This window comes from Mycolicibacterium neoaurum ATCC 25795 (genome assembly GCF_000691525.1).
GTDB lineage: Bacteria > Actinomycetota > Actinomycetes > Mycobacteriales > Mycobacteriaceae > Mycobacterium > Mycobacterium neoaurum.
In genome coordinates this window covers 435401-446748 of record NZ_JMDW01000003.1, presented here as the reverse complement: position 1 = coordinate 446748, position 11348 = coordinate 435401, and the positions used below count along the sequence as shown (strand labels likewise).

12 protein-coding genes and 1 tRNA gene are annotated in these 11348 nt (G+C 67.6%); 10 read left to right on the top strand and 3 right to left on the bottom strand.

Translation table 11 applies throughout. The features are described from left to right. The first annotated feature begins 23 nt into the window (after window positions 1–23). Window positions 24–1583: an alpha/beta hydrolase gene (locus tag IC40_RS0103955; protein WP_030133461.1), complete on the top strand. Its 1560-nt coding sequence runs from the start codon at window positions 24–26 to the stop codon at window positions 1581–1583. Continuing rightward, the gene (locus IC40_RS0103950; RefSeq protein ID WP_030133460.1) at window positions 1583–2158 is read left to right on the top strand and encodes an LppA family lipoprotein; all 576 of its coding nucleotides are present in this window, start codon (window positions 1583–1585) and stop codon (window positions 2156–2158) included. The genes IC40_RS0103955 and IC40_RS0103950 overlap by 1 nt, the downstream gene beginning before the upstream one ends. A gap of 1 nt (window position 2159) precedes the next feature. On the opposite strand, the gene IC40_RS0103945 is transcribed toward IC40_RS0103950, so the two are convergent. Further along, window positions 2160–2801 (bottom strand): TetR/AcrR family transcriptional regulator, encoded by a 642-nt coding sequence (locus IC40_RS0103945; RefSeq protein WP_030133459.1) that lies wholly within the window; start codon window positions 2799–2801, stop codon window positions 2160–2162. A gap of 39 nt (window positions 2802–2840) precedes the next feature. On the opposite strand from IC40_RS0103945, the gene IC40_RS0103940 reads away from it, so the two are divergent. From IC40_RS0103940 to pth, 8 genes are all read left to right on the top strand, one after another. Then, window positions 2841–2912: transfer RNA gene (locus IC40_RS0103940), tRNA-Gln, on the top strand. A gap of 134 nt (window positions 2913–3046) precedes the next feature. Next, window positions 3047–4435, top strand: a complete 1389-nt coding sequence (glmU, locus tag IC40_RS0103935) for a bifunctional UDP-N-acetylglucosamine diphosphorylase/glucosamine-1-phosphate N-acetyltransferase GlmU (protein ID WP_234411652.1) — start codon at window positions 3047–3049, stop codon at window positions 4433–4435. Between the two features lie 90 nt (window positions 4436–4525). Further along, window positions 4526–5506 carry a ribose-phosphate diphosphokinase gene (locus IC40_RS0103930; protein WP_019511911.1) on the top strand — a complete coding sequence of 327 codons (981 nt, stop codon included), beginning with the start codon at window positions 4526–4528 and terminating at the stop codon, window positions 5504–5506. Between the two features lie 32 nt (window positions 5507–5538). Continuing rightward, window positions 5539–5880 (top strand): arsenate reductase (glutaredoxin), encoded by a 342-nt coding sequence (gene arsC / locus IC40_RS0103925; RefSeq protein ID WP_030133457.1) that lies wholly within the window; start codon window positions 5539–5541, stop codon window positions 5878–5880. Beyond that, window positions 5877–6548 (top strand): LpqN/LpqT family lipoprotein, encoded by a 672-nt coding sequence (locus IC40_RS0103920; protein WP_030133456.1) that lies wholly within the window; start codon window positions 5877–5879, stop codon window positions 6546–6548. The genes arsC and IC40_RS0103920 overlap by 4 nt, the downstream gene beginning before the upstream one ends. Before the next feature lie 14 nt (window positions 6549–6562). Next, window positions 6563–7429, top strand: coding sequence for an oxidoreductase (locus IC40_RS0103915; protein ID WP_030133455.1), 867 nt, complete (start codon window positions 6563–6565; stop codon window positions 7427–7429). A 120-nt stretch (window positions 7430–7549) separates the two neighbouring features. Beyond that, window positions 7550–8215, top strand: coding sequence for a 50S ribosomal protein L25/general stress protein Ctc (locus IC40_RS0103910; protein WP_030133454.1), 666 nt, complete (start codon window positions 7550–7552; stop codon window positions 8213–8215). Between the two features lie 17 nt (window positions 8216–8232). Continuing rightward, window positions 8233–8808, top strand: a complete 576-nt coding sequence (gene pth / locus IC40_RS0103905) for an aminoacyl-tRNA hydrolase (RefSeq protein WP_030133453.1) — start codon at window positions 8233–8235, stop codon at window positions 8806–8808. 58 nt (window positions 8809–8866) lie between these two features. On the opposite strand, the gene IC40_RS0103900 is transcribed toward pth, so the two are convergent. Beyond that, the gene (locus tag IC40_RS0103900) at window positions 8867–9529 is read right to left on the bottom strand and encodes a DUF998 domain-containing protein (protein WP_030133452.1); all 663 of its coding nucleotides are present in this window, start codon (window positions 9527–9529) and stop codon (window positions 8867–8869) included. 110 nt (window positions 9530–9639) lie between these two features. Beyond that, on the bottom strand, window positions 9640–11277 hold the full coding sequence (locus IC40_RS0103895; RefSeq protein WP_030133451.1) for a fatty acyl-AMP ligase: 1638 nt from the start codon (window positions 11275–11277) through the stop codon (window positions 9640–9642). Between the last annotated feature and the right edge of the window lie 71 nt (window positions 11278–11348).

The following is an 11348-nucleotide window of genomic DNA, read 5'->3' as shown; positions in this document are numbered from 1 at the left end:
GTTCCTGGGGCGGGGGTGAGACGGTGACGCTGACGATCCCGGCCGTCGCTGCCAGCAGCCCCGCTGCGTTGTCCGGTGCGGCCGCACAGCTGAAAACCAAGATCGGCCAAGTCGATTCCCTCATCGCCGCCCAGCGGAGCGCCCTCGGTGATCTGGCCGGCGGCTGGCAGGGCACCGCATCGCGGGCGGCGCAGGCCCGAGGTGAGCAGAACACCGCCCGGTTGACCGAGCTGCGGGACCGGCTGCAGACGATCGCGACCACGCTCGAGGGCGGTGGTACCAACATGACACCGCTGCGCCAGGCGATCGTCGACCTCACCAACCAGGCCGCCGCGCTGGGTGCGATCGTCGGCGCGGATGGCACCGTCGCACCGTCCGGCACCGGTCCGATGACCCCGGAGGTCGCCGCCGCGTACAGCACTGCGCTCAAGACGATGCTGACACAGTTCGGGGCTGTCGACCGGGCCACCTCCCAGGGCATTGACGGTGCCACTCCCCTGAGCACGCCCGGTGAGATGCCCACCGAGACGCCGACCCGACCCGATATCGAGGAACTGAAGCCCCCCGAGGGCGCGACCGATACCGAGGTCAACCAGTGGTGGGACGGTCTCAGCCCACAGGACCAGGCACGCATCATCGCCGAGAAACCGGAATGGGTCGGCAATCTGGACGGGGTGCCCGGCACCGCACGCGATCAGGCGAACCGTAATCGGCTTGCGCAGCTGCGCAAGGATCCGAACCTCACCGCCGAGGAACGCGGCACCATCGCGGCCGTCGACGATGCCATCTCCAAGCCGGACCGCCAGCTGCTGGTGCTGGACTTCGACGGTGAACATCCGAAGGTGGCGGTGGCCTCCGGCAACGTCGACACCGCCGACCATGTCAGCGTCTACGTGCCAGGCACCGGATCGGTGCCCTATGACAAGCCGAATGCCGGCAACGACCTGCCCACCTATATCGAACAATCCGAATGGCTGCGCACCGAGACCGAGCGGGTGCTGGACAACGCCGGCAAGAGCGACGAAACCGTCGCGACCGTCGCGTGGCTCGGCTACGAACCGCCCGCCAACCTCGCCCAGGCCGGCAGCGCACACTATGCCGACGACAACGCACCCGCACTGGCGTCGTTCATCAACGGCCTGGACAGCTCGCGCGACACCGACCCGCACCTGACCGTGCTCGGCCACTCCTACGGATCGACACTGGCCAGCGAGGCGCTGCAACGCGGCACCGCCGCCGACGATGTCGTCTTCATGGGGTCCCCGGGGCTGGAGACCAACCCGTTGCAATTCTTCGACAGTGTGACTCCCGCGGACCTGCATATGGCCGAGGGCAACGTCTTCGTCCAGCACGCCGAGAACGATGTGGTGGCCAACCTGGGTAGATTCGGCGGGGCCATCCCGTCCTCGCTGCCGGGATTCATCGACCTGTCCACCAACGCCGAGGCCACGCCGCTGGGTCAGCGCAACCAGTCCACCGGCCACAGCGAGTACTCGTTCGTCGACACCACGGCCCTGTACAACCAGGCGGTGGTGGTGGCCGGACTGGGACAGGACGACCGATACGTGAAAGTGGAGGATTGATGTGGCGCACGCTGATCACATTCCTGCTGGCGGTACTGCTGACGGGGTGCGGGCCGATGTTTGAGTCCGAGTACCAGGGCCCGGCCGAGGGCGACAGCGGCCATGGCAGCCCCGCCGAACTCGGCGTCCTGCTGGAGCGCCGCGATGCCGAGGAGGTGTTGGCCGACCGGGACCGGATGATCGGTGAGATGACCACCGAGCTCAGCCGGATCGTTCCGGGATCGCGCTGGCTGCCCAATCGCGACGAACGCAGCAGCCACTGCGGCGATTTCGGCTCCACCGACGGCAACATCTATTTCAGCCGCAACTACGTGTCGGAAGTACCGGTCTCCGCCGCCCTGTGGCCGCAGGCCGCCCAGGCCGTCATCGATATCGCGGCGCGGTACGGGTTCACCGATGTCACCGGCCGCACCGAGAACCCGACCGACGACGAGGCCAAGGACCTGACCATCAGCGATGCCTACGGCGGCCGGGTGGCCTTCGGATCGATGGTGGCCGCGTCGCTGCAGGTGACCACCGGGTGCTACCTGACGGCCGAGGCCAAGCGCAAGGCGCGCGAGGCAGCGCCGAGTTAGCTCACTCCGCGTGCAGCTGCGGGTCGGCCTCCAGGTGGGTCAACCCATTCCACACCACGTTGACCACGTGCGCGGCGACCACTTCCTTCTTGGGTTCGCGCACGTCGAGCCACCACTGCGCGGTCATCGAGACCGATCCGACCAGCGCCTGCGCGTACAGCGGCGCCAGATCAGGATCCAGACCGCGACGGGAGAAATCGCCGGCCAGGATCGAGGCGACCTGGTTGGCGGCGTCGTTGAGCAGCGTCGCGTAGGTGCCCGAGGTGAGCGCCGCCGGCGAATCGCGGACCAGGATGCGGAACCCGTCGGTGTGTTCCTCGACGTAGGTCAGCAGTGCCAGGGCCACCAGTTCGATCCGGACCCGCGACCGGTTCTTCACCAGCGAGGAGGTGATGCCGTCCAGCAGCGTCGACATCTCGCGGTCGACGACGACGGCGTAGAGGCCCTCCTTGCCCCCGAAGTGCTCGTACACCACCGGCTTGGAGACATTGGCCCGTTGGGCGACCTCCTCGATGGAGGTACCGTCGAAGCCCCGCTCGGCGAACAGCGACTTGGCGATCTCGATGAGCTGCTGACGGCGTTCACTGCCGGTCATCCGGGCGCGCGGCGCACGGACGTCTTTCTCGGGTGCTGCCACGCCCATGACCTTAGTCGGCTTGCACTAGAGTCTCGGAGTGATCGGTCCGTCGTGGTGTAATCGGCAGCACCTCTGATTTTGGTTCAGATAGTTCAGGTTCGAGTCCTGGCGACGGAGCTCAACAGCCGCGAGCGACCCCAAACCACAGCGTCGACGGTGTGTCCGCGGGTAGGCACTCCTCGGTCGCGGAGGAGGAATACGTGTCCACCGAAACAGCCGTGATCATCCTCGCCGCGGGCGCGGGCACCCGGATGCGCTCGGTCATCCCGAAGGTCCTGCACCCCCTCGGCGGCCGCACCATGCTGGGCCACACCCTGCACGCCGTCACCGCCCTGAACCCGCATCACGTGGCCGTCGTCATCGGCCACGGCCGGGAACAGGTCAGCGCCGAGATCGACCGATTCGCCGGCGGCGCGGTCACCGTCACGGCCGTCGTCCAGGAGGAGCAGCTGGGCACCGGCCACGCCGTCGGCGTCGGGTTGACCGGGCTGCCCGATGATTTCGCCGGGACCGTCATCGTCACCACCGCCGATGTGCCCCTGCTCGACGGTGCGACCCTGTCCGGCCTGGCCGCAGCGCATGCCGGCGCGGGAGTGACGATCCTGACCACCACACTCGACGATCCGACCGGCTACGGGCGGATCATCCGTGATGACGACGGCGGTGTCACCGCGATCGTCGAACATGCCGATGCCGACGCCGCCCAACGCGCCGTCGCGGAGATCAACTCCGGGGTGTACGCGTTCGACGCCGCCGCCCTGCGCTCGGCGCTGACCCAATTGCGCACCGACAACGCCCAGGGCGAGCTGTATCTCACCGACGCGATCGCGCTGATCCGCAACCAGGGTCTGCCCGTCCAGGCCGAGCATGTCGCCGACACCGCATTGGTCTCCGGCGTCAACGATCGGGTGCAGCTCGCGGCGCTGGGTGCCGAGTTGAACCGGCGCACCATCATCGGACATCAACGGGCCGGGGTCACCGTCACCGATCCGGCGACCACCTGGATCGACGTCGATGTCGAGATCGGCCCCGACACGGTGATCGCGCCGGGCACCCAGCTGCTGGGTGTCACCACCATCGGCGCCAACTGCACCATCGGACCGGACACCACACTGACGTCGATGGAGGTCGGCGACGGTGCCACCGTTATCCGCACCCACGGTGAGCTCTCGGTGATCGGTCCCGGTGCCACCGTCGGTCCGTTCACCTACCTGCGGCCCGGGACCACGCTGGGTGCCGGCGGCAAGCTGGGCGCGTTCGTCGAGACCAAGAACTCGACCATCGGGGCGGGCACCAAGGTGCCGCACCTGACCTACGTCGGTGACGCCGATATCGGCGAGCACAGCAACATCGGCGCATCCAGCGTCTTCGTCAACTACGACGGCGAGACCAAACAGCGCACCACCATCGGATCGCACGTCCGGACCGGCTCGGACACCATGTTCGTGGCACCGGTGAGCGTCGGTGACGGCGCTTACACCGGTGCGGGCACGGTACTGCGCGACGATGTCCCGCCGGGTGCGCTCGCGGTGTCGGACAACACCCAGCGCACCATCGAGGGATGGGTGCTGCGCAAGCGTCCGGCGAGCACGTCCGCCGAGGCCGCGCGCAAGGCCGGGGCGAGCGAACCCGACGCCTGATGTTGGCAATCTGGTAACCCGTGCACGACTGCCAGGAAAAGCTACGTACGATTGGCGCGTAATCGACCCCCGACTGGCAGGGCACAACAGATGAGCCACGACTGGACCGACAATCGCAAGAACCTGATGCTCTTCGCCGGCCGGGCGCACCCAGAGCTGGCCGAGCAGGTGGCCAAGGAACTCGACGTCCCGGTGACCGCGCAGACCGCGCGCGACTTCGCCAACGGCGAGATCTTCGTCCGATTCGACGAGTCCGTGCGCGGCTGTGACGCGTTCGTCCTGCAGTCCCACCCGGCCCCGCTGAACCAGTGGCTGATGGAACAGCTGATCATGATCGACGCCCTCAAGCGCGGAAGCGCCAAGCGCATCACCGCGATCCTGCCGTTCTACCCCTACGCCCGGCAGGACAAGAAGCACCGCGGCCGTGAACCGATCTCGGCCCGCCTGGTCGCCGATCTGCTCAAGACCGCAGGCGCCGACCGCATCGTCACCGTGGATCTGCACACCGATCAGATCCAGGGCTTCTTCGACGGCCCGGTGGACCACATGCGCGCCCAGAAGCTGCTCACCGGCTACATCGCCGAGAACTATGCCGATGATGACAAGGTCGTCGTCTCCCCCGACTCCGGCCGGGTCCGGGTCGCCGAGAAGTGGGCCGATTCGCTCGGCGGTGTCCCGCTGGCCTTCATCCACAAGACCCGCGATCCGCTGGTCCCCAACCAGGTCAAGTCCAACCGCGTCGTCGGCGATGTCAAGGGCAAGACCTGCATCCTGACCGACGACATGATCGACACCGGCGGCACCATCGCCGGCGCGGTCAACCTGCTCCGTCAGGACGGTGCCAAGGACGTGATCATCGCCGCGACGCACGGTGTGCTGTCCGACCCGGCCGCCCAGCGGCTCGCCGACTGCGGTGCGCGCGAGGTCATCGTCACCAACACGCTGCCGATCGGCGAGGAGAAGCGGTTCCCGGCGCTGACGGTCCTGTCCATCGCACCGTTGCTGGCCAACACGATCCGTGCGGTCTTCGACAACGGGTCGGTGACCGGGCTGTTCGACGGGTCGGCCTAGCGTCGAGCGTTTGCGCGAGGAGTGATTCAGACATGACGGCCCGCATCTTCCACAATCCGAAATGCTCGACGTCACGCAAGACACTGGATCTGTTGCGTGAGAACGGGATCGAACCGGAGATCGTGCTGTACCTGAAGACGCCACCCGGTCGGGCCGAGTTGGCGGCGATGATCGCCGATGCCGGTATCGAGGTGCGCGATGCGGTGCGCAAGCGCGAATCCCTCTACAAGGAACTGAATCTGGCGCAGGCCAGCGATGACGAACTGCTCGACGCGCTCGCCGAGCACCCGATCCTGATCGAGCGCCCGTTCGTGATCACCGACAAGGGCACCCGGCTGGCCCGCCCGATCGAGAACATCCGCGAACTGTTGTGAGGAAGATCGCCGCGGGTCTGTTGGCGTGCCTGGCGCTGGCCGGATGCGGTGACGCCACGCCCGACTACCAGTCGTTGTTGGCCACCACCCCCACCCGCCCGACGTCACAGCCCACCTCCGACGAGACGGTCCCGCTGTCGGCATATCTGGAGAGCGTCGGCGTGGAGGGCAAGCCGGTCGCTCCGGAAAAGCTGACCGACCTCGCCGTGACGGTGCCGCGCCCCGAAGGGTGGCAGGACTACACCAACACCAACCTCGCGGCCGGCACCCGGGTGATCGCCGATGGCGACACCTACCCCACGGCGATGCTGATGGTCTTCACCCTCGACGGCGATTTCGACACCGCCGAGGCACTCAAGCATGCCGACGTCGATGCCGAGGTGTCACCGAACTTCAAGAAGCTCAACGGTTCCCGCGATGACTTCAAGGGCTTCCCGTCCTCGATGATCGAGGGCACCTACGAGCTGAGCGGGCAGCTGATGCAGAGCTACAACCGCATCGTGTTCGCCACCGGGACGATGCCCGACAAGCCCGCGCCCGGCAAGCTCGAGCCGGAGGCCCAGAAGTACCTGGTGCAACTGACCATCACCAGTTTCGCCGATGACGCCCAACAGCACGGTCCGGACATCGAGAAGATCATCTCCGGGTTCGACGTCACGGCCAAGTAGCTACTGTGGCTGCCATGAGCTCATGGACCGCCGCCGATCTGCCCTCCTTTGCCGGCCGTCGCGTCATCGTCACCGGCGCCAACAGCGGACTCGGACTGGTGACCGCGCGTGAGTTGGCTCGCGCCGGCGCGGCCGTCACGCTCGCGGTCCGCAACACCGACAAGGGCGCCGAGGCCGCCGCACAGATGACCGGTGACGTCGACGTGCGGCGGTTGGACCTGCAGAGCCTGGCGTCGGTGCGTGAATTCGCCGACGGCACCGAGGCCGTCGACGTAATGATCAACAACGCCGGGATCATGGCGGTGCCCTACGCCAGGACCGAAGACGGTTTCGAGAGCCAGATCGGCACCAACCACCTCGGCCATTTCGCACTGACCAACCTGCTGCTGCCCAAGATCACCGACCGCGTCGTGACGGTGTCCTCGGTGATGCACCTGCTCGGCGTCATCAGCCTCAAGGATCTGAACTGGCGGGCCCGGCCCTATTCGGCGTGGCTGGCCTATGGACAGTCCAAGCTGGCCAATCTGCTGTTCACCACCGAGTTGCAGCGGCTGCTGAGCGCCGCGGGCTCCCCGGTGCGCGCGGTGGCAGCCCATCCCGGCTACTCCGCGACCAACCTGCAGGGCCAGACCGGCAACGCGACCGGTGACAAGATCTTCAAGGCGGCCAACGCGCTGGCCACCGACGCCGACTTCGGGGCGCGCCAGACGCTGTACGCGGCGGCCGCCGACATCCCCGGTGACACCTTCATCGGCCCGCGCTTCGGCATGCGTGGGCCCACCGGTCCGAGCCCGCGCAGCCCGCTGGCCCGCAATTCCGCGACGGCTTCGGCGCTGTGGGCACTGTCCGCGCACCTCACCGACACCGAATTTCGGATCTGAGGCATCCGTCGGCTACCCTTGGCGACGTCACGGCGAGGGTGGTTACCAAAACACCGTTATCGACGGGAACCCATTTCGTTGGACCCTGGCCGTGTGTGAACCGGCTACAGGAGAGACAACATGGCTGCCAAGAACTCGGCCCCCAACAAGCTGACCGCCACCGTGCGTACCCGCACCGGCAAGGGTGCCTCGCGCCAGGCCCGCCGCGACGGCAACATCCCGACCGTGCTGTACGGCCACGGCACCGACCCGCAGCACCTGGAGCTCAACGCGCGTGATTTCGCCGCCGTGATGCGCCACTCCGGCACCAACGCGATTCTGACCCTGGACATCGACGGCACCGAGCAGCTTGCGCTGACCAAGGCCCTCGACATCCACCCCGTGCGCCGCAACATCCAGCATGTCGACCTGCTCGTCGTGAAGCGCGGCGAGAAGGTCGAGGTCGACGTGCCCGTCGTCGTCGAGGGTGACGCCGCGCCCGGAAGCCTGGTCACCCAGGAAGCCAACACCATCGCCGTCGAGGCCGATGTGTTGTCGATCCCCGAGCAGCTGACCGTGTCGGTCGAGGATGCCGAGATCGGCACCCAGATCACCGCCGGCCAGATCGAGCTGCCCAGTGGCGTCAGCCTGACCGTCGACGCCGAGACCCTGGTGGTCAACGTCGTCGCCGCCCCGACCGAGGAAGATCTCGAGGCCGAGGGTGCGGGCGAGGCCACCGAGGGTGCGGCTGCGGCCGAAGAGACCGCCGATGAGGGCGAGGCTGCCGAAGCCGAAGCCGCCGAGTAACCGGCGCAGCTGCCGTCATGGCCGAGCCCCTGCTGGTGGTGGGCCTGGGAAATCCCGGGCCCAACTACGCCAAGACCAGACACAACCTCGGTTTCATGGTGGCCGACATCCTGGCCGCACGCATCGGATCAGGATTCAAGGTGCACAAGAAGTCCGGTGCCGAGGTGACCACGGGTCGCCTCGGCCACCGGCCTGTTGTGCTCGCCAAGCCGCGGGTCTACATGAACGAGTCGGGACGTCAGGTCGGCCCGTTGGCAGCGTTCTATTCGATCGCCCCCGCCGATGTGGTGATCCTGCACGACGAACTGGACATCGACTTCGGTCGCATCAGGCTCAAGCTCGGCGGTGGCGAGGGCGGCCACAACGGGCTGAAGTCGGTGGCGGCAGCGTTGGGTACCAAGAACTTTCAGCGGGTGCGTATCGGCGTCGGCCGTCCACCCGGCCGTAAGGACCCGGCCGCCTATGTGCTGGAGCCGTTCAATTCCGTCGAGCGGCCCGAGGTTCCGATCATCTGTGAACAGGCCGCCGACGCGACCGAGCTGCTGCTCGAGCAGGGCCTGGAGCCTGCGCAGAACATCGTGCACGCCTGGTAGACCCGTTGTCGGCCCCGTTCCCGGCGAGCGTGCGTGTCTGCACCCCGAAACACCGCTTTCAGCTCGAAGTCAGCGCACGCTCGTCGCGAAATTCCCCGCGGATCAACCAGACTCCCACGGCGATGACGGCCGCGACCTCGAAGGCGACGATCCCCCGCTCGACGATGCCGAGCGGGATGATGCGATACCACCGCAGATCGGTGACCATGCTCACCGCGATGGCCCCGAACAACACCGCAAGCCACCCGATCGATCCGTAGGCCAGCCAGGTCGCGGGCCGGGCGCTGCGATGTCGGCGGGTGATGGCCAGCACCGCCGCGGGTAGTGAGACGAATGCCAGCAGGGTGGCCATCCGATGGATGGATCCGCTTGTGCTGGGCCCGATCTCCCAATTGTGCTTGGGAAACGCGGCGATCCCGACCAGCCCGATCACCCACAGCGACATGAGGATCGAGCCGGGCGACAGCGGTGCGACCAACCCGGCGTGGACCAGTCCGGTGAGCAGCAGGATCGAGCCGAGTGCGAGCGCCAGCACACCGGTCAGGAAGGCCCAGTCACCGCTGGTGTAGATGTACTCGGAGATGGTCGCCATGCGCAGCGTGCGGCCGGGCCGGTGCGACTGGCCGCCGATGATCGCGTCAAGGGACAGGATGGCGGCCACCGAGATGGCGGCACCGAGCACACCGAACCAGCCGAGCAGGACGTGGGTGGATCGCTGCATCACACCAGGATACGGACCGCCCGGGTGCGTCGAGCGTGCGAGAACTCGGCGTGCGCAGCGGCGTGTTCACCCGCAGACACGCACGCTCGCCGAAAACGTGAGGAGCGAGCCTAGCCGGTGACGAGGGCGACCGAGTTGGCCCGGCGCAGCTTGCCCGACGGCGTCTTCGGGATGGTGCCCGGTCCGAGCACGACGACGTTGCGCGGGCGCACGTCGACCTCGGTCACCACCTCGTGAGCGACCTGGTGCTCGATGCGACGCACCGCTGCGGGATCCTGGTATGCGTTGGATTCCACTGCGACGGCGAAGGTTTCGCGCGAATGACCGGCGTCGAGACGCACCGCTACGGCACAACCGGGGCGGACGCCCTCGACCCGGCCTGCGGCCCGCTCGATATCGGTCGGGTAGATGTTGCGCCCGGCCATGATGATGACGTCCTTGACGCGGCCGCACACCACGACGTTGCCCTCTTCGGTGATGTAACCGAGGTCGCCGGTGTCGTACCAGCCGTTCTCGTCCTGGGTCGGCAGGAAGCCGGCCATCGTGATGTAGCCCGGGGTGACCGATTCACCACGCAGCTGGATGACACCGACACCGCGGGCCGGCAGCACAGCACCGTCCTCGTCGACGACGCGGGCATCCAGGTCGCGCAGCAGCGGGCCCAGCGAGGCCAACCGGCGGGTGTTGCCCTTGCTCGACGGCACCGCGCGGCGCAGCGCGGCCAGCAGGTCCGCGTCGACCTCGTCGACGACCAGACCGGCGTTGCACGGGGAGAACGACACCGCCAGGCAGGTCTCGGCCATGCCATAGGCGGGCAGGATCGCCGAGGCCTTCAGCCCGAACGGCTTGCCCGCGTCGATCAGGTCCTCGACGTCGGCCGGCTCCACGGGCTCGGCGCCCGAGAGCGCGAAGCGCAGCGTGGACAGGTCGAACTCGCCGGGCTTGGCCTGGCGGCGCAGCCGCTTGGCGAACAGCGCGTAGGCGAAGTTCGGGGCGGCCGTCATGGTGCCCTTGTACTTGTCGATGAGGCGCGCCCACAGCAGGGTGTCGCGCAGGAAGTCCATCGGGGTGACCTTGACCAGCTCGGCACCGAAGTACATCGGGATGGTCAGGAAGCCGACCATGCCCATGTCGTGGAAGCAGGGCAGCCAGCTGACCATGACGTCGGTGTCGACGTCGTACTCGGCGCCGATGAACATGGCCTCGGCGTTGGAGTGGATGTTGCGGTGGGTGATCTGCACAGCCTTCGGGGATCCCGTCGACCCGGAGGTCAGCTGCATCAACGCCAGATCGTCCTCACCGGTCTCGACGGGATCGATCGGGTCGGCGGCCAGCAGGTCGGCCACCTTGAGGACCTTGATGCCCTTTTCCTCGAGCACCGGGATGGCGACGATGAACGGCTCGGAGACGATGACGGCCTTGAGCTCGATCATGCCGATGACGGTCATGGTGTCCTCGGCCCAGACGGCGAGGTCGGTGCGCGGGGTCGGCTGGTGCAGCATGGTGAGGCTGCCGCCGCGCATCCACACGCCCTGGGCGGTCGGGGCGATCTCCACCGGGAAACCCGCCAGCACGCCGACGGAGTCGCCGGGACCGATACCGGCAGCGGCCAGTCCACCGGCCACCCGGCGGGCGCGCTCGTGCACCTCGGCCCAGGTGTGCCGCACCGGCTCGTAGGGTTCGCCGGTGACCATGCCCCGCGTGCTCTCCTTGGCGCTGCGGTACATCTTGTCGGTAAAGCGGCTCACGGCAACCTCCTGGGGTGTCTGGGGCCGAAGCGACGTCGTCGTCGGCTCCAGGTTCCTCGCGCGTTTCCCTA

What these genes read in the sequence shown, in the direction of transcription:
- IC40_RS0103950 (WP_030133460.1), top strand. Translation starts at nt 1,583, where the DNA reads ATGTGGCGCACGCTGATCACATTCCTGCTGGCGGTACTGCTGACGGGG.
- IC40_RS0103945 (WP_030133459.1), bottom strand. Translation starts at nt 2,801, where the DNA reads ATGGGCGTGGCAGCACCCGAGAAAGACGTCCGTGCGCCGCGCGCCCGG.
- glmU (WP_234411652.1), top strand. Translation starts at nt 3,047, where the DNA reads ATGCGCTCGGTCATCCCGAAGGTCCTGCACCCCCTCGGCGGCCGCACC.
- IC40_RS0103930 (WP_019511911.1), top strand. Translation starts at nt 4,526, where the DNA reads ATGAGCCACGACTGGACCGACAATCGCAAGAACCTGATGCTCTTCGCC.
- arsC (WP_030133457.1), top strand. Translation starts at nt 5,539, where the DNA reads ATGACGGCCCGCATCTTCCACAATCCGAAATGCTCGACGTCACGCAAG.
- IC40_RS0103915 (WP_030133455.1), top strand. Translation starts at nt 6,563, where the DNA reads ATGAGCTCATGGACCGCCGCCGATCTGCCCTCCTTTGCCGGCCGTCGC.
- IC40_RS0103910 (WP_030133454.1), top strand. Translation starts at nt 7,550, where the DNA reads ATGGCTGCCAAGAACTCGGCCCCCAACAAGCTGACCGCCACCGTGCGT.
- pth (WP_030133453.1), top strand. Translation starts at nt 8,233, where the DNA reads ATGGCCGAGCCCCTGCTGGTGGTGGGCCTGGGAAATCCCGGGCCCAAC.
- IC40_RS0103900 (WP_030133452.1), bottom strand. Translation starts at nt 9,529, where the DNA reads ATGCAGCGATCCACCCACGTCCTGCTCGGCTGGTTCGGTGTGCTCGGT.